Source organism: Streptomyces sp. NRRL F-525, assembly GCF_000716605.1.
In the GTDB taxonomy this organism is placed as follows: domain Bacteria; phylum Actinomycetota; class Actinomycetes; order Streptomycetales; family Streptomycetaceae; genus Streptomyces.
Window position 1 is genome coordinate 314,932 of record NZ_JNXE01000003.1, and the last position, 15,554, is coordinate 330,485.

Annotated in this window: 16 protein-coding genes; 10 read left to right on the forward strand and 6 right to left on the reverse strand. The window is 71.9% G+C overall.

The window, feature by feature from the left end:
• Positions 1–105 precede the first annotated feature (105 nt).
• The 6 genes from OO69_RS06615 to OO69_RS06640 all read left to right on the forward strand — a co-directional run bounded on the left by OO69_RS06615 (position 106) and on the right by OO69_RS06640 (position 6,455).
• Complete coding sequence (locus OO69_RS06615; RefSeq protein WP_033279450.1) at positions 106–1,065, forward strand: STM4015 family protein; 960 nt, start codon at positions 106–108, stop codon at positions 1,063–1,065.
• Complete coding sequence (locus OO69_RS06620; RefSeq protein ID WP_033279451.1) at positions 1,062–2,243, forward strand: STM4014 family protein; 1,182 nt, start codon at positions 1,062–1,064, stop codon at positions 2,241–2,243. Before OO69_RS06615 ends, OO69_RS06620 begins: the two co-directional genes overlap by 4 nt.
• 7 nt (positions 2,244–2,250) lie before the next feature.
• Positions 2,251–3,066, forward strand: a complete 816-nt coding sequence (locus OO69_RS06625) for an STM4013/SEN3800 family hydrolase (RefSeq protein ID WP_199810900.1) — start codon at positions 2,251–2,253, stop codon at positions 3,064–3,066.
• Entirely contained in the window at positions 3,063–4,400 is a 1,338-nt protein-coding gene (locus OO69_RS06630; RefSeq protein WP_033279453.1) for an STM4012 family radical SAM protein, read from the forward strand. The genes OO69_RS06625 and OO69_RS06630 overlap by 4 nt, the downstream gene beginning before the upstream one ends.
• Before the next feature lie 9 nt (positions 4,401–4,409).
• Complete coding sequence (locus OO69_RS06635) at positions 4,410–5,300, forward strand: STM4011 family radical SAM protein (RefSeq protein WP_033279454.1); 891 nt, start codon at positions 4,410–4,412, stop codon at positions 5,298–5,300.
• Positions 5,301–5,456: 156 nt separating this feature from the next.
• Entirely contained in the window at positions 5,457–6,455 is a 999-nt protein-coding gene (locus OO69_RS06640; protein WP_033279455.1) for a CHRD domain-containing protein, read from the forward strand.
• Between the two features lie 153 nt (positions 6,456–6,608).
• On the opposite strand, the gene OO69_RS06645 is transcribed toward OO69_RS06640, so the two are convergent.
• The 3 genes from OO69_RS06645 to OO69_RS06655 form a co-directional block, all read right to left on the reverse strand.
• Positions 6,609–7,514, reverse strand: coding sequence for a DMT family transporter (locus OO69_RS06645; protein WP_033279456.1), 906 nt, complete (start codon positions 7,512–7,514; stop codon positions 6,609–6,611).
• A 91-nt stretch (positions 7,515–7,605) separates the two neighbouring features.
• A complete protein-coding gene (locus tag OO69_RS06650) occupies positions 7,606–8,238 on the reverse strand; it encodes a dihydrofolate reductase family protein (protein ID WP_033279457.1) in 633 nt (210 codons plus the stop codon).
• A gap of 117 nt (positions 8,239–8,355) precedes the next feature.
• On the reverse strand, positions 8,356–9,174 hold the full coding sequence (locus OO69_RS06655; protein WP_078652313.1) for an AIM24 family protein: 819 nt from the start codon (positions 9,172–9,174) through the stop codon (positions 8,356–8,358).
• A gap of 100 nt (positions 9,175–9,274) precedes the next feature.
• Between OO69_RS06655 and OO69_RS06660 the strand changes: the two genes are divergently transcribed.
• Entirely contained in the window at positions 9,275–10,018 is a 744-nt protein-coding gene (locus OO69_RS06660) for an SDR family oxidoreductase (RefSeq protein ID WP_033279458.1), read from the forward strand.
• Positions 10,019–10,075: 57 nt separating this feature from the next.
• On the opposite strand, the gene alc is transcribed toward OO69_RS06660, so the two are convergent.
• Together alc and allB are read right to left on the reverse strand one after the other, a co-directional pair.
• Positions 10,076–11,191 carry an allantoicase gene (gene alc / locus OO69_RS06665; RefSeq protein WP_033279459.1) on the reverse strand — a complete coding sequence of 372 codons (1,116 nt, stop codon included), beginning with the start codon at positions 11,189–11,191 and terminating at the stop codon, positions 10,076–10,078.
• A gap of 51 nt (positions 11,192–11,242) precedes the next feature.
• Positions 11,243–12,580, reverse strand: coding sequence for an allantoinase AllB (gene allB, locus OO69_RS06670; protein WP_033279460.1), 1,338 nt, complete (start codon positions 12,578–12,580; stop codon positions 11,243–11,245).
• Positions 12,581–12,871: 291 nt separating this feature from the next.
• On the opposite strand from allB, the gene OO69_RS06675 reads away from it, so the two are divergent.
• Positions 12,872–13,666, forward strand: coding sequence for an IclR family transcriptional regulator (locus tag OO69_RS06675; protein WP_033279461.1), 795 nt, complete (start codon positions 12,872–12,874; stop codon positions 13,664–13,666).
• Positions 13,663–14,364: a DUF6304 family protein gene (locus OO69_RS06680; protein ID WP_033279462.1), complete on the forward strand. Its 702-nt coding sequence runs from the start codon at positions 13,663–13,665 to the stop codon at positions 14,362–14,364. The genes OO69_RS06675 and OO69_RS06680 overlap by 4 nt, the downstream gene beginning before the upstream one ends.
• Before the next feature lies 1 nt (position 14,365).
• On the opposite strand, the gene OO69_RS06685 is transcribed toward OO69_RS06680, so the two are convergent.
• Positions 14,366–14,686, reverse strand: a complete 321-nt coding sequence (locus OO69_RS06685; RefSeq protein ID WP_033279463.1) for a DUF5955 family protein — start codon at positions 14,684–14,686, stop codon at positions 14,366–14,368.
• A gap of 188 nt (positions 14,687–14,874) precedes the next feature.
• Between OO69_RS06685 and OO69_RS06690 the strand changes: the two genes are divergently transcribed.
• The gene (locus OO69_RS06690) at positions 14,875–15,474 is read left to right on the forward strand and encodes a nucleotidyltransferase family protein (RefSeq protein WP_033279464.1); all 600 of its coding nucleotides are present in this window, start codon (positions 14,875–14,877) and stop codon (positions 15,472–15,474) included.
• The last annotated feature ends 80 nt before the right edge of the window (positions 15,475–15,554 follow it).

Here is a 15,554-nt window from a genome sequence, read left to right on the forward strand (position 1 = left end):
CTGACAACGGCCCCGGGCCCGCCCCCGCCGAACGGCACTGTCAGTGGCGGTTGGTAGAAATGCGGCACCACAGACCACGCACACTTCCTTCTCAGGAGCGGCCGCATGACCATCGGTGAGCACCTCGACGCGCTGTACCGGCTGCCGTCGTTCACCTTTCCCGGGCCGGACGCCCCGGCCGACCGCCTGCCCGAGCCGGAGTCGGTGGCCTGGCGCATCGGCGCCAACGTGTACGACACCGACGAGGCGTGGACCGACACGTTCGCCCGCTTCCGTGCCGACGTCGACACGGCCCGGGTCCGGGCCCTGATCATCGGCGGCTGGGAGGAGGCCTACGACACCGCGCCCACGCCGATCGTCGAGGCACTCGTGGAGGCCCGGAACGCCTTCCCCGCGCTGCGCGCGATGTTCCTGGGCGACCTGGTGATGGAGGAGTGCGAGATCTCCTGGATCCACCAGTCCGACGTCACCCCGCTGCTCAACGCCTATCCGGCGCTGGAGGAGTTCGGTGTGCGCGGCGGCACCGGCCTCGAGTTCACCGCGCTGCGGCACGGCTCGCTGCGCCGGCTGGTGGCGGAGACGGGCGGGCTGCCCGTCGAGGTGGTGCGCGGCATCGGCGCCAGTGACCTGCCCGCCCTGGAGCACCTGGACCTGTGGCTGGGCACGCCGGACTACGGCGGTGACAGCGAGGCCGCCGACCTGGAGCCGATCCTGTCCGGTGCGCGGCTGCCGCGCCTGCGTCATCTGGCCCTGCGCAACAGCGAGATGCAGGACGCGGTGGCCGCCGCGGTCGCCGCCGCCCCGGTGGTGGAGCGCCTGGAGGTGCTGGACCTGTCGATGGGCGTGCTGACCGACGAGGGCGCCGTAGCGCTGCTGAGCGGGCAGCCGCTGACGCATCTCAAGAAGCTGGATCTGCGCCACAACTACCTCAGCGAGGCCGTCGCGGAGCGCGTCCGGCAGACGCTGGTGCCGGTGGGCGTGGACGTCGACCTGGACCGTGACGACGCCGAGGAGGACACGGAGGACGACGGCACGGTCTGGCGCTACGTCGCCGTCGGGGAGTGACCGCGTCCACCGCGGCCGGGCCGGTCGCCGCCGCGTCGTCCGCCCGCACCGCGCCGCGGTTCGCGGTGGTCGGCAACCCCGAGAACCGCCGGGTGTCCCTCTTCGCGGACGCCGTGCGCGCGGCCGGGCTGCCCGCACCCCGCGTCGTCGCCTGGGCGGACGTCCTGCGCGCGCGGGGAGCGGACTTCGCCGCCGACGAGTTCGTCCGGGTCGACTCCCCTGGTGAGAACGGCGAGGTCGACCGGCTGCTGCGGGGTGCCGCGGAGCCGACCCGGGTCGAGGGCTCAGCCCGCTGGTACACAGGGTTCACCGCCGCGCTGCGCACGCTGCGCGGCGGCATCCCCCTCGCCGACCCGGACGACCTGGCGGTGCTGTTCGACAAGCGGGCGTGTCACGCCGTGCTGGACACGGCCGGAGTTCCCGTCCCGGAGTCCCCGACGTCGGGTCGGCACGGCGCGCGCGTGCACGGCTGGGACGACGTACGGGCGCTGATGCGCGAGCACCGGATGCCCCGGCTGTTCGTCAAGCCCGCACACGGTTCGTCGGCGTCGGGTGTCCTCGCGGTAGAGACGGCGGGCGGCGGCCGGATCAGGGCGACCACGTCCGTCGAGACCGGTCCGGACGGCGCGCTGCACAACTCCCTCCGGGTGCGGCGGTATCACGACGAGCGGGACGTCGCCCGCATCGTGGACGCGCTGGCCCCGGACGGGCTGCATCTCGAACGCTGGGTGCCGAAGGCCTCCCAGGCGGGCCGGGCCGCGGACCTCCGGGTGGTCGTCGTGGCCGGCCGGGCCACCCACGCGGTGGTGCGGACCAGTCGCGGGCCGCTGACCAATCTGCATCTGGGCGGCAGCCGCGGCGATCTCGACGGCGTCCGGCGGGCCGTCACCGCCGCGGGCGCCCGGTGGGCCGACGTCCTGGACGTGTGCGAGCGCGCCGCGTCCTGCTTCCCGCGCACGCTGTGCGTGGGGGTCGACCTGCTGCCGGCGGTGGACTGGCGGCGCGCCTTCGTCGGCGAGGTCAACGCCTTCGGCGACCTGCTGCCCCGGCTCACCGGACTGCCCGGCAGCGGCGCGGAGGGTCTGGACACCTACGGCGCGCAGGTGGCGGCCGTCCTGCGCGCACCGGCCGCGAGCGGCGCGCGTCATCCGTACAGAACAGGAACTGCCCATGCCTGAGCCCGACATGAACGCGATCGTCGGCGACCACGACATCCTGCTGGTCACCCTCGACACGCTGCGGCACGACGTGGCCGTCGAGTTGGCGGCCCAGGGTCGCATCCCGCACCTGGCCCGCCATCTCCCTGACGGACGCTGGGAGGAGAGACACGCCCCGGGCAGTTTCACCTACGCCTCGCACCAGGCGATCTTCGCCGGGTTCCTGCCCACTCCGGCCGAACCCGGCCCGCATCCACGGTTGTTCGCGGCGAGCTTCGCCGGCAGCGAGACGACCGCCGAGGGCACCTTCGTCTACGACACCCCGGATCTCGTGTCCGGACTGGCGGCGGCCGGCTACCGCACCGTCTGCGTCGGGGGCGTGGGCTTCTTCAACCGGCGCGGTCCGCTGGGCTCCGTCCTGCCCGGCCTGTTCCAAGAGGCGCACTGGGAGGAGGAGTTCGGCGTCACCTCGCCGCACTCCTTCGAGAACCAGATCGACCGCGTGGAACACGTGGTGGGCCAACTCCCCGCCGAACAGCGCCTGTTCCTCTTCGTGAACGTGTCGGCGCTGCACCAGCCCAACTGGTTCCACCTGCCGGGCGCGACCCGCGAGGCGGGCGACACCCGCGAGACGCACGCCGCCGCGCTGGAGTACGTCGACCGGCACATCGGGCGGCTGTTCGCCGCGGCAAGCTCCCGGCGCCCCTGCTTCGTCATCGTGTGCTCCGACCACGGCACCGCCTACGGCGACGACGGCTACACCGGCCACCGCCTGGGCCACGAGTCCGTGTGGACCGTGCCGTACGCCCACTTCCTCCTCGACCCCGCCGAGGCCGTCCGATGACCACCGCGCGGCAGACCAGCCCGTACCAGCACTACGTGTACGCGTATCCGCACAAGACGGCGTACCGGCGCCTCCAAGACCGGCCCGCGCTGCGGGAGTTGTGGGCGGCACAGGACCGCGCCGCGCTCTCGCTGTACGTGCACATACCGTTCTGCGAGGTCCGCTGCGGGTTCTGCAACCTCTTCACCCGCATCGGTGCCCCGGACGGCCTGACCGGCGCTTATCTGGACGCCCTGGAGCGGCAGGCGGACACCGTCCGGGCGGCGCTCGGTGACGCGGAGCCGGTGCGGTTCGCGACCGCGGCGTTCGGCGGCGGCACCCCGACCTTCCTCACCGCGTCCGAGCTGGAGCGCCTGTGCGACCTCGCCGAGCGGCGCATGGGCGCCGACCTGCGCGCGGTCCCGCTCTCCGTGGAGGCCTCGCCCGCCACGGCCACCGCGGACCGGCTCGCCGTCCTCGCGGACCGGGGCGCGACCCGCCTCAGCCTGGGCGTCCAGAGCTTCGTCGACTCCGAGGCCAGGGCCGCCGTACGCCCGCAGCGCCGCGCCGACGTGGAGGCCGCGCTCGGCCGGATCCGGGACACCTCCATCCCTGTGCTCAACATCGACCTCATCTACGGCATCGACGGCCAGACCGAGCGGACCTGGCGCGACTCCCTGGACGCGGCCCTGGCCTGGCGGCCCGAGGAGCTGTACCTGTACCCGCTCTACGTCCGCCCGTTGACCGGCCTCGGCCGGCACCACGGGGACACCGGAACCGACCCGGAGTGGGACGCGCAGCGGCTCCGGCTGTACCGCGCGGGACGCGACCACCTCCTGGCGCGGGGCTATGTCCAGCAGTCGATGCGGATGTTCCGCCGGGCCGACGCCCCGCCCCAGAGCGCCGACGACTACGCCTGCCAGACCGACGGCATGATCGGGCTCGGCTGCGGGGCCCGCTCGTACACCTCGGCGCTGCACTACTCCTTCGACTACGCGGTCGGCATGCACGAGATCCGCGGCATCATCGACGACTACGTCACGACGACCGACTTCGCGCACGCGGAGGTCGGCTACCGCGTGGACCGACACGAGGCGCGTCGCCGTCATCTCCTCCAGTCCCTCCTCCAGGCCGAGGGGCTGTCCGTCGCCGACTACCGCGCCCGCTTCGGGAGTTCACCCGATGAGGACTTCGGGGCGGAGCTCGACCGGCTGGCCGGGCGCGGCTGGCTGACCGACGCGGCGGGCGAGTCGCTCGTGCTGACCCCGGAGGGACTGGCCCATTCCGACGCCGTGGGGCCGGAGTTGTTCTCCCCCGAGGTGCGGTCCGCCATGGCCGCCTACGAACGGAAGTGACGGACCGTCATGGATCTCACCGTCCTGTACCGGGGGCCGCTCGCGTCCTGCGACTACGACTGCCCCTACTGCCCGTTCGCCAAGCGCCGCGACTCGACCGCCCAACTCCGCGCGGACCGCGAGGCGTTGGACCGCTTCGCGCGCTGGGCGGCGGACAGCGAGGACGACCTGTCGCTCCTGTTCACACCGTGGGGCGAGGGGTTGGTCCGCTCCTGGTACCGGCGCACCCTGACCGAGCTGTCCCAACTGCCGCATGTGCGCAGGGTCGCGATCCAGACCAACCTGAGCTGCCGGACCGGCTGGCTCGCCGAGGCCGACCTCGACACGCTCGCCCTGTGGTGCACGTACCACCCGGGCCAGACCCCGTACGACCGTTTCCTCGGCAAGTGCCGTGAACTGGCCGACCGCGGGGTGCGCTTCAGCGTCGGCGTGGTGGGCCTGCCCGGCCATCTGGCGGCGGCCCGCCGACTCCGCGACGACCTGCCCCCGCACGTGTACCTCTGGATCAACGCGGCCGAGGGGCACACCTACGAGGACGCGGAGGCCGACGACTGGACCGCGCTCGACCCGCTCTTCCCGTACAGCAGGCACCCGCACCGCAGCGCCGGACTCCCGTGCCGTACCGGCGAGTCCGTGATCTCGGTCGACGGCGCGGGCACGGTCCGCCGCTGCCACTTCGTCCGCGAGGAACTGGGCAACCTGTACGACGGTTCCTACCGGGCGGCGCTGCGCCCGCGCGCGTGTCCGCTGGCCGTCTGCGACTGCCACATCGGCTATGTCCACCTGGAGACCCTGCCCTTGTACGACGTCTTCGCGGGCGGCGTCCTGGAGCGGGTCCCGTCCACCTTCCCCGGGCAGGACACCCCGCGCCCCCTGACGCTCACGGCGCGGCCGAAGTAGGTCCCCATGTCCAGGTCGTGTCCTCAGTGATCCCATCCCTTCTCAGGCGTGTCTCAGGAGTGTCATCGGCTGAGGGATCGCCCCAGGGGCCCCGTGATGGAGGGAGAACGACCGCGGGTCAGCCGCGGATCGGCCATCACGGGGAGAACGAGACACATGATGTTCAAGCGATTCGGGACCATCGCCGCGACCGCGATCACCGGCACCCTGCTCCTGACCGCCTGCAACGGCGTCGACGGAGCGGCCGACGCCACCGTCTCGCATCCGGCGGCCGGGGCGACGGCGGCGGCAGGCTCCATCGGCCGCTACGCCGAGAACGCGCCGGGGGCGCGGTACTTCACCACGATCCTCACCGGTGACAACGAGGTGCCCGTCAAGGGCAAGCCGGCGGTGGGCGACAAGGACGGCAGCGCGGTGGCCCTCATGCGCATCCAGGGCGACGAGGTGTCCTTCGCGTTCGCGTGGACGGGTATCGGCACCCCGACCATGGCCCATCTCCACCAGGGTGCGCGGGGCACCAACGGCGACGTGAAGATCCCGTTCTTCATGGAGAAGCTCAAGGGCGGCACGCCGTTCGTGTTCGGCACCGTGAAGGTCAAGGACGCGGACCTGCTGCGGAGCATCGAGGCGCATCCCGACCAGTTCTACTTCAACCTGCACACCGCCGAGTTCCCGGGCGGCGCGGTCCGCGGACAGGCCGTCGCACTGCCGGGCGCCGTCTCGCTGCCCGACGCCATCCGGCACTCGTCCCTGGCCGGCGTCGTCAAGGGCGCCCAGATCTACGCCTGCACCAAGCAGGACGACGGCTCCTACGCCTTCACCCAGGACAACGTCGACGCGACCCTCCAGGGCGGCATCCAGCACAGCTTCGCCAAGCACGGCCCGGCCGGCCCGCCGCAGTGGATCGCCCCCGACGGCTCCTCGGTGACCGGCACCGTCGTCAACAAGTTCGACAACGGCAAGGGCAACATCCCCCAACTCCTGCTCCGCGCCCAGCAGACCGGAAAGAGTGAGGGACTCCTGTCCAGGACCACCTCGGTCCTACGCCTCAACACCGCCGGCGGCGTCGCCCCGGCCGGCACCTGCGACCCGGCCGAGCAGCCCACGGCCCGCGTCCCGTACACGGCCGACTACCTGTTCCTCGCCACCAAGTAGCACCGACGAGCGGCCCCGGCCGAACCGTCGGAGCCGCGCACAGCCAAGCGATGCGAGTCCCGCGCGGACTCGCATCGCCGTGTGTTCCGTCCCGGTGCCGTCAGGTGCCGCTCACCGCTCGACGTCCGGGAGGCGGACGAGGCGGGCTCGGGGTCACCGTGCGGCGCCGCGCCCCCACGCTGTCCCCACAAGTACGAGCACACCGCCCGCCAGCCCGAACGCGCCGAGCCGCTCCCCGCCGAGCGCTATGCCCGCCGCGGCCGCCCACAGCGGCTCGGTGCCGAGCAGCAGGCTGACCCGGGAGGGCGAGGTCCGGCGTACGGCCCACATCTGCACGAAGAAGGCGAACAAGGTGCAGAACACGGACAGGAACAGCAGCCCGGCCCACTCGCGCGGCCCGAAGTCCGCGGCCGTTTCCCACGGTGTGGTGTCGGCGCCGGTCGACAGGACCGCGAACACCGCGACGGCGGTGGCGAGTTGGACGGTGGTCAGGGGCAGCGCGTCGGCGCCCTGGACCGACGTGGTGCGGGACATGGCGAGGACGTGCAGGGTGCGGGCGAGGGCCGCGAGGAGCATGAGCAGGTCGCCGAGGGACGGGCGGGAGAAGCCCGCGCCCTGGGTCAGCAGCAGCACGCCGAGCACGGAGAGGGCCGCCGCGCCGAGGAAGGCTCGGGAGGGCCGGGTGCGGGTCACGGCGGCCTCGGCGAGCGGGGTGAAGATCATGGTGAGGCTGATGATCAGGCCGGCGTTGGTCGCCGAGGTGTGGACGACGCCGTAGGTCTCCAGGAGGAAGATCCCGGCGAGGATCAGCCCGAGCAGGGCCGCGCCGCGCCACTGGGCGGCCGTCAGGGCGCGCAGCGAGCGGTGGCCCACGACCGCCAGGACGGGCAGGACGAGGGCGAAGCGCAGGACCAGGACGGCGAGGACCGTGCGGGCCGTGGTGATGTCCTTGGACGCGAGATAACTGGCGCCCCATACCACCGCGACCAGCAGGACGGGCAGGTCGGTGAGCCAGGCCCGGCGGGGCGCGGCGGCGCGCGGTACGGCGATCGAGGACATGGGGGCGGCTCTCCCGGTCTCCGGCGATGGGGTGGAGACGACGGTGGCTGCCACACGGAACGATCACCGTACCGGCGCGGATCCCCGCTGACTAGGCGTTTTCCGCATCGGCGTCCGCGTACGAGCCGTAGGTCGGACGGCCCGCGAGGTCGTACGACTGGATGGAGACGCCGGTGCTGGTGACACGCCCGCCCGTGTTCCGGAAGGCCATGGGCTCGGTGCCCTCGGGGAACAGGCGCAGGCCGCTGCCGAGCACGACCGGGAAGGTCACCAGGTGGAGCGTGTCGACGAGGCCGAGCGCGAGGAGGGAGCGGACGAGGGCGCCGCTGCCGTGCACCTGGAGTTCGCCCTCGGTGCGCTCCTTGAGGTCGGTGACCTCCTTGGCGAGGTCGCCGCCGAGGACGGTGGTGCCGGCCCAGGAGGGGTCGGTGAGGGTCGACGAGGCGACGTACTTCGGCAGGGCGTTCAGCTTGGCGGCGATCGGGTCGGCGGGGTCGGTCTTGTCCGGCCAGTACCCGGCGAAGATGTCGTACGTACGGCGGCCGAGCAGATACGCGCCGGAGCGGTCGAAGACCTCGACCACGAACCTGCCGAAGTCGTCGTCGCCGTAGACGAAACTCCAGCCGCCGTGCTCGAAGCCGCCGCGGGTGTCCTCCTCGGGGCCGCCGGGGCCCTGGTAGACGCCGTCGAGGGTGACGAAGAGTGTGGAGACGAGCTTGCCCATGTCGGGTGCCTGCTTCCTGCTGCGGGAGCGGATGGTGTCATCAGCTCAGACCCCGCGGGCCCCCGCAACTCATCGGTCCTCGCTACGGCGTCTCTCGGTTCTTCGCGCTACGACGGCTCAGCCCGCGTGGGTCGAGAACATGCCGCCCGTCGGGCCCTGCTTGTCGCCGCCCTGGGCCTTCTTCAGGGCGTTGGCCAGGCTCTCGATGGTGAGGGACTGGAGGATGACGCGGCCGTTGCCCTCCAGGGTGGCCAGGGAGAGGCCCTCGCCGCCGAACACGGCGTTCATCAGGCCCTGGCGGTTGAGGCCGCCGATGCGCTGGACGCCGTACTGGACGCCCTCCTCGAAGGCGACCAGGCAGCCGGTGTCGACCTCGATGCGGCCGCCGAAGTCGGCCGGGTTCAGGTCGATGAAGTTGCCCGCGCCCGCGATGATCACCGTGCCGTGCCCGGTGAACTTCTCCAGGACGAAGCCCTCGCCGCCGCTCATGCCGGTGCGGCCGCCCTGGAAGGCGATGCCGAACTGGACGGTGGACTCGGCCGCCACGAAGGCGTCCTTCTCCGCGAACCACGCGCGCGTGCCGTCCAGCTCCAGGGCGCGCATCTCCCCGGGGAGGACGCCCGCGAAGCCGACGGTGCCTTCGCCGCCCTGGGAGGTGAAGTACTGGAACGCCAGCGACTCGCCCGCGAGCGCGCGCTGGCCGACCTGCATGGCGGTGCCCATGGCCTGCCGGAGCATGCCGCCCATGCCGCCGCCCGCGCCACCGGCACCCTGCTGCTGGCCGCCGCCCGACGGCCCGCTCAGGCGCGTCTCCATGGTCACGTTCGTCGTCTTGAAGAGGAACTTCCCGGCCTCGCAGTACACGGTCTGGCCGGGGTTCAGGTTGACGACCGCCATCTGCATGGCGTTGCCGACGATCTCTTGCTGAAGGGTCACGAGAGGAGAACGCGGGAGGCGGAGAAAAGAGTTCCTACCGATCGACATCGGTGTCCGTTCGCCGCCAGCACCCGGGTGCGGTGGCCGCTGGGATGGACACATGACGACTCAGGGAACCCTTTTGGGCAAGGCTGCTCTGGTGACCGGCGGCAGCCGGGGCATCGGTGCGGCGACGGCGCTGCGGCTCGCGCGGGACGGTGCGGATGTGGCCGTCACCTACGTGGACGGCAAGGAGGCGGCCGAGAACGTCGTGCGGCGGATGGAGGCGCTGGGACGGCGGGCCGTGGCCCTGCGTGCCGACTCCGCGGACGCCGCCGAGGCGGCAGGGGCGGTGGACCGCGCGGCGGAGGCACTGGGCGGGCTCGACGTGCTGGTGAACAACGTGGGGGTGGGGCTGCTCGGGCCGTTGGACGGGCTGTCCCTCGCCGACGTGGACCGCGTTCTGGGGGTGAACGTCCGCGGGGTGTTCCTGACGTCCCAGGCGGCTGCCACGCGGATGGCGTCCGGGGGTCGCATCATCACGATCGGCACGTGCATGACGCAGCGGGTGCCGGGGCCGGGCGGGACGCTCTACGCGACGAGCAAGTCGGCGCTGGTCGGGCTGACCAAGGCGCTGGCCCGCGAGTTGGGCGGGCGCGGCATCACGGCGAACATCGTGCACCCGGGTCCGACGGACACCGACATGAACCCGGCGGACGGGCCGTACGCGGCCGGTCAGGCCGCGATGACGGCGTTGGGACGGTTCGGGACGGCGGACGAGGTGGCGTCGATGGTCGCGTATCTGGCGGGGGCGGACTACGTCACCGGGGCGGAGTTCGCGGTGGACGGCGGCCATTCCGCGTGAAGCACACAGGGGGCGCACCGGTCCTGTCGGGCCGGTGTGCCCCTACGCGCGTGTGCGTCAGCCGCCCAGCTCCTGATGCCTCGCCGCCAGTGCCGCCGCCCCCTGCTCCGTCAGCGAGCCGAACAGCCGCAGCCGCGAGATCCCGCCGTCGGGATAGATGTCCACGCGTGCGTGCGTCCCGATCGCCGGAGCCGGGAGGACGAAGCGGTGGTTCGTGTCGGGCTGGAGGCGGGTGCGCGGGAGGATCTCGTGCCAGTCGCCGGTCTCGCCGTCCCGTACCGATACCGACGCCCAGCCCGCGCTGTTGCCCTTCAGGTACGCCGTGTCGATCTCCACGGCGCGGATCTGGGACTGGGCCGCCAGGCGGTAGCTGATCCAGTCGTTGCCCTGGTCGCGGCGTCGGCGGGTCTCCCAGCCGTCGTCCATCTTGCGGGAGCGGCCGGGCTGGATGGTGTTGCTCGCGGGTGAGTAGAAGAGGTTGGAGGCGTCCTCGGCGGAGCCGCCGTTCTCCAGGGCGACGACGTCGAACGTGCCCAGCGCCGCGAGCCAGTTGGGGTCGGGGACGACCTCGCCGTAGACCCGCAGGCGGGCGATGCCGCCGTCGGGGTGCTGGTTGACGCGGAGGTGGGTGAAGCGCTGCTCGGTGGCTATGGCGAAGCCGTTCGCCGCGTGGCCGCCGACCGGCGTGCGCGGGACCAGGGGCGTCCACTTCACGTCGTCGGCGAGGAGGTCCTCGGGGGACGGGGAGCCCGGGAGCGAGACGCCCTCCACCGACACCGCCTGCGGGTAATTGCCGCGGAAGTGGGCCGTGTCGACGACGATCCCGCGGATCACGCCGGGCGCGCCGAGGCGGACCAGCGCCCAGTCGTGGTCCTCCGCCGTAGGCCACGGGTGGTCCGCCGAGGCACCACGGCGGCGGCGGGTCTCCCAGCCGTCCATGATCTTGCCCTTGTGACCGAAGTGCTCAGGGTCGAACTCGGCCGGCCCGGGCACCAGCAGGTTCTCGCGCTCGGCGAAGAACTCGTCGTTGGCGGCGATGACACCGGCACCGAGCTGCCGGTCGGCGAGGTTGACGTACTGGGTGAAGGGGAAGTCGGCCGTGCGGTAGTCCGCGTACGGGTCACCGCCTCCGTAGGGGTTCGCGTCGCCGGTGAAACTCGGAATCGCCGTCACTGCTGTGTCTGCCTTTCGGGAGTGGGCCGCTGCGGGTGCGGTGGAGGTGGATCAAGGGGTACGGGTCAGGAGTTGGCCCTTCGGGTCGGTGAACTCGCCGTCCAGCACGATGCGTTCGCCGCGCAGCCAGGTCGACTTCACGACTCCGCAGAGGGTCTTTCCGGCGTACGCCGTGACGCGGTTGCGGTGTTGGAGGGCCGCCGGGTCCACGGTGAACGTCTCGTCGGGGGCGAGGACCGCGAAGTCGGCGTCGCGGCCCGCCTCAATGGCGCCCTTCTGGTCAAGTCCCGCCAGCTGTGCGGTCCTTGACGACATCCAGCGGACGACGTCCGTGAGGTCGTGGCCGCGCTTGCGGGCCTCCGTCCACACCGCGGCGAGGCTGAGCTGGAGGCCTGAGATGCCGCCCCACGCGGTGGCGAAGTCGTCGGTCTTCAGGTCGGCCGTCGAGGGCGAGTGGTCCGTCACCACGCAGTCGATCGTGCCGTCGGCCAGCGCCTGCCACAGCAGGTCCTGGTTGGCGGACTCGCGGATCGGCGGGCAGCACTTGAACTCGCTTGCGCCGTCCGGGACTTCCTCCGCCGTGAGGGTGAGGTAGTGGGGGCACGTCTCGACGGTGATGCGGACGCCCTCCGCCTTGGCGGCGGCGATGAGCGGGAGTGCGTCCGACGAGGACAGGTGCAGCACGTGCACGCGCGCGTTGAGGCGCTTCGCCTGCGCGATCAGCCCCGCGATGGCCGTGTCCTCGGCGTCGCGCGGGCGGCTCGCGAGGAAGTCGGCGTACTTGGGGCCGCCCTGCTGCGGGGCCGCCTCGAGGTGGTGCGGGTCCTCCGCGTGGACGATGAGCAGGCCGTCGAATCCGGCGATCTCGGCCAGGGACAGGGCGAGTTGGTCCTGGTCCAGGTGCGGGAACTCGTCCACGCCGGATGGGGACAGGAACGCCTTGAAGCCGAAGACGCCGGCGTCGTGCAGCGGGCGCAGGTCCTTGACGTTGTCGGGCAGGGCGCCGCCCCAGAAGCCGACGTCCATGTGGGCCTTCTCCGCGGCGACTCGCTGCTTCGTACGGAGGTTGTCGACCGTCGTCGTCGGCGGGAGGGAGTTGAGCGGCATGTCGATGAGCGTGGTGATGCCACCGGCCGCCGCCGCGCGCGTCGCGGTCCAGAAGCCCTCCCAGTGGGTGCGGCCGGGGTCGTTCACGTGCACATGCGTGTCGACCAGGCCGGGCAGCAGGACGTCGTCGCCGAAGTCCTCGAACCGTGCCCCGGACGGGACTTGGGCGTCGTACGGGAGGACGGCCGTGATCTTCCCCCCGGCGACCGCGACCGCCGCCGCGCGTGTCCCCTCGGGAGTGATGACACGTGTTGAGCGCACCACCAGTTCAGCGTCGGACACCCGGACCCCTCTCTGCCACCGTCGTCGCTTCCGTCACTTCCGTTTACTTCCGAGAAACGGGATTTACTTCCACGTAACGGAATTCAACTTTCTGTTGAAGGAGTCTTCACTCCCGCTCCCGTACCGTCAAGGGCACACTTCTCCACGATGCGCCCCATCCGCACACTCTGGACGTTTCCACAAAGCGGAATTAAACTTCCGGCAAGCAGAACGTAGCTACGCACAGGCGGGGAGTCAACCGACCCCCGGGTAGGCTTCAGCCCTTCCCGCCCGTGCCGAAAGGAACGCGCCGTGCCGCCGTCCAGCGTGAGCAGCACCGACTCCACCAAGTCCGCCACGGGTGGTGTCCAGTCCCTCGAGCGCGCCTTCGACCTGCTGGAGCGGATGGCCGACGCGGGCGGCGAGGTCGGCCTGAGCGAGCTCTCCGCGAGCAGCGGCCTCCCGCTCCCCACCATCCACCGCCTGATGCGCACGCTCGTGGTCTGCGGTTACGTCCGCCAGCAGGCGAACCGCCGGTACGCGCTCGGCCCGCGCCTGATCCGCCTCGGCGAGTCCGCGTCCCGGCTGCTCGGCACCTGGGCCCGCCCCTACCTCGCCCGACTGGTCGAGGAGACCGGCGAGACGGCGAACATGGCGCTGCTCGACGGCGACGAGATCGTGTACGTCGCGCAGGTGCCGTCCAAGCACTCGATGCGCATGTTCACCGAGGTCGGCCGCCGCGTCCTCCCGCACTCCACCGGCGTCGGCAAGGCCCTCCTCGCCAACACCCCGGACAACGAGGTGCGCGCGCTGCTAGCCCGCACCGGCATGCCCGCGGCCACCGAGAAGACGATCACCACGCCGGACGGTTTCCTCGCGGCGCTGGAGGACGTGCGCCGCCTCGGCTACGCGATCGACGACAACGAGCAGGAGATCGGCGTGCGCTGCCTCGCCGTCTCCGTGCCCAACTCCCCCACCGCCGCCGCGATTTCGATCTCGGGCCCGGCGGGCCGGGTCACCGAGTCGGCGACCGACAAGATCGTGCCGGTGCTCCAGCAGGTGGCCGGCGAACTGTCGGAGGCACTGGCCAGCCAGAACCCCGCGTGAGCGGCGGGCAGTTCTGGCCGGGCCTCTACACCGACCGGCACGGCACCGAGGCCGTCGTCTTCGAGACGGACGGCCGGGAGCTGATCCGTACGACGATCCGGGGCGTCCGCTTCGAGGGCTCCAACATGGACGACCTCGGCGCGCTCGGCGGCGACCCCCCGGACACCCCGTTCGCCTTCTTCGACGGGGCGTTGTGCTCCTGCCTGTTGGAGTGGGAGGTGCCGCTGTCCGTCGCGGTCGAGGGGCAGGGCGTGCGTACGGCGGTGCTGGACTGCGCGCTACGGCTCGGCGGCCCGGCCGGACCCGGGCGCGGTCTTGACGCGGAGACGCTGACCACGACCCTGCGCCTGGACGGGCACGAGTACCGCAACGCCGAAGGCGACGACGACTTCGAGGACGCGCTGAACGAGATCCAGCGTCAACTCCCGTCAGGGGTACGGCTCCGGGCTTGTATCGCGTGCGCCTGGTCCGACTACCACCCAATAGGACACGGGCTGACGGGCGACCTGGCCTGCTTCCGTACCGCCAAGGACATCTACCGGCTGGTCGAGGGCAAACGCGGCCCGGACAACATCTTCGACGCCTGGGACTCGCGCACCGAATTCGTCCAGGAGACCTGGCTCTGCGGGGAGTTCGAGCACCGGACAGCCACGCACACGGGCTACCGGGGACCTTTCCCGGCGCCCGCGTGGCCGTGAACTAGCCCTGCCCGCCCCGGGGTTGACCGAACAGGTCCACCGCGTTGCGTACGTCCGTCAGACCCCGCGCGAGAGCGCTCACGGAGCCGATCGCACCGGCGATCAGGAGCAACGAGCGGCGCAGGCGCGGGATTTCGGGGACGCCGTCGATGGTCATCGCGGCCAGCGCCGCGAGTTCGTCCTCCGCGATGACACGGTCGGGGAACTCGGCCGGATGCGCGGCGAGTTCGCGGCGCAACCGGGACACCGCGGTCCGCAGTTCCGCCACCCTCGGATCCTCGTCACTGCCGGTCACTGACCTCTGCCCCAAGCTCCGCAACACAGCTCTCCCCCCTCGCACGTCGTCGTGCGCAAGAACTTTGTGATCCCGCCGCGTACCCCGCAACACTGGTCGGGCGCCGAGGGACGCGGGCAAGTAAACGCCACCCGGTGCGGGGCGCGCCACTCCGGGGACCGAAATTAAGTAGGAGGATTCCGTCCGGTCGCCGCCGCGTCAGGTATGCAGGACGCATGACGCGAAACGAAGACCAGGTCGCCGGGCTGCTGCTCGCCGCGGGAGGCGGCCGACGGCTCGGCGGGCGGCCCAAGGCGCTGCTACGGCACAGGGGGCGGCCCCTCGTGGAGCACGCGGTCGGGGTCCTGCGCGCGGCCGGCCTCACCCGCGTCCACGTGGTCCTGGGGGCGCGCGCCGACGCCGTACGGGAGCAGGCGGAGCTGGCCGGGTGCGCGGTCGTGGAGAACCCGGAGTGGGAGCAGGGGATGGGGTCCTCGCTGCGGGCGGGGCTCGACTCGCTCGCCGGGACGGGGGCGCGGGCGGCGCTCGTGTCGCTCGTCGACCAGCCCGGGATCGGCGCGGAGGCGGTGGCGCGGGTGCTCGGCGGATTCACGGACGAGGACTCCCTCGTCTCGGCCGCCTACGACGGGGTACGCGGCCATCCGGTGCTGTTCGGTGCCGCGCACTGGGCCGGGATCGCCGAGAGCGCGACCGGGGACCGGGGGGCGCGGGCGTACCTCAAGGCGCACGCGGACGCGGTCGCGCTCGTCGAGTGCGGGGATGCGGCCGAGCCGTACGACATCGACACTGAGGCGGATCTCATCCACCTTGAGTGAGCGGAGTGGCACCGAGCGCCACTTTGACTCGATCCGGAGAATCTCGACGTCAACAAACCATTGAACTTCCACGATGAGGA